Origin of the sequence: Streptomyces sp. NRRL F-2664 (assembly GCF_000719345.1) — a bacterium.
Classification (GTDB): Bacteria; Actinomycetota; Actinomycetes; order Streptomycetales; family Streptomycetaceae; genus Streptomyces.
In genome coordinates this window covers 1-343 of the sequence record NZ_JOFX01000433.1, presented here as the reverse complement: position 1 = coordinate 343, position 343 = coordinate 1, and the positions used below count along the sequence as shown (strand labels likewise).

1 pseudogene is annotated in these 343 nt (G+C 69.4%); it reads right to left on the bottom strand.

The window, feature by feature from the left end:
* Positions 1 to 168: 168 nt before the first annotated feature.
* A pseudogene (locus tag IF89_RS44250) lies at positions 169 to 343 on the bottom strand (transposase); the annotation flags it as partial.

Below are 343 nucleotides of genomic sequence, written 5' to 3'. Positions count from 1 at the left end.
AAGTGGGCCAACGCCTGCCGATTGCCGTCCTCACCCAGCCGGGCGGCCATCGGCTCCACCCACTTCCCCCCGCCGTCCACCACCACACCACCCCGGATTGATCGGCTACACCACTCCACGGGACACGACCGAACAGACGCCAGTCGACAGCCGCAGAGGCGTGGTCGGGGGCCGGGTGCAGCGAGACACCGGCCTGGCAGTTGGTGACCTTGCCCGCCGTGCCGGTGTACTGCCGTGCCACACCCGCCGACGCGTCCCCGTCCTTGAGGAAGCCGGTCTCATCAAGGATCAGCGCGGCGGGTTTGATCACCGGCTGCATCCTCCACGCCAGCCTCGCCCGTAC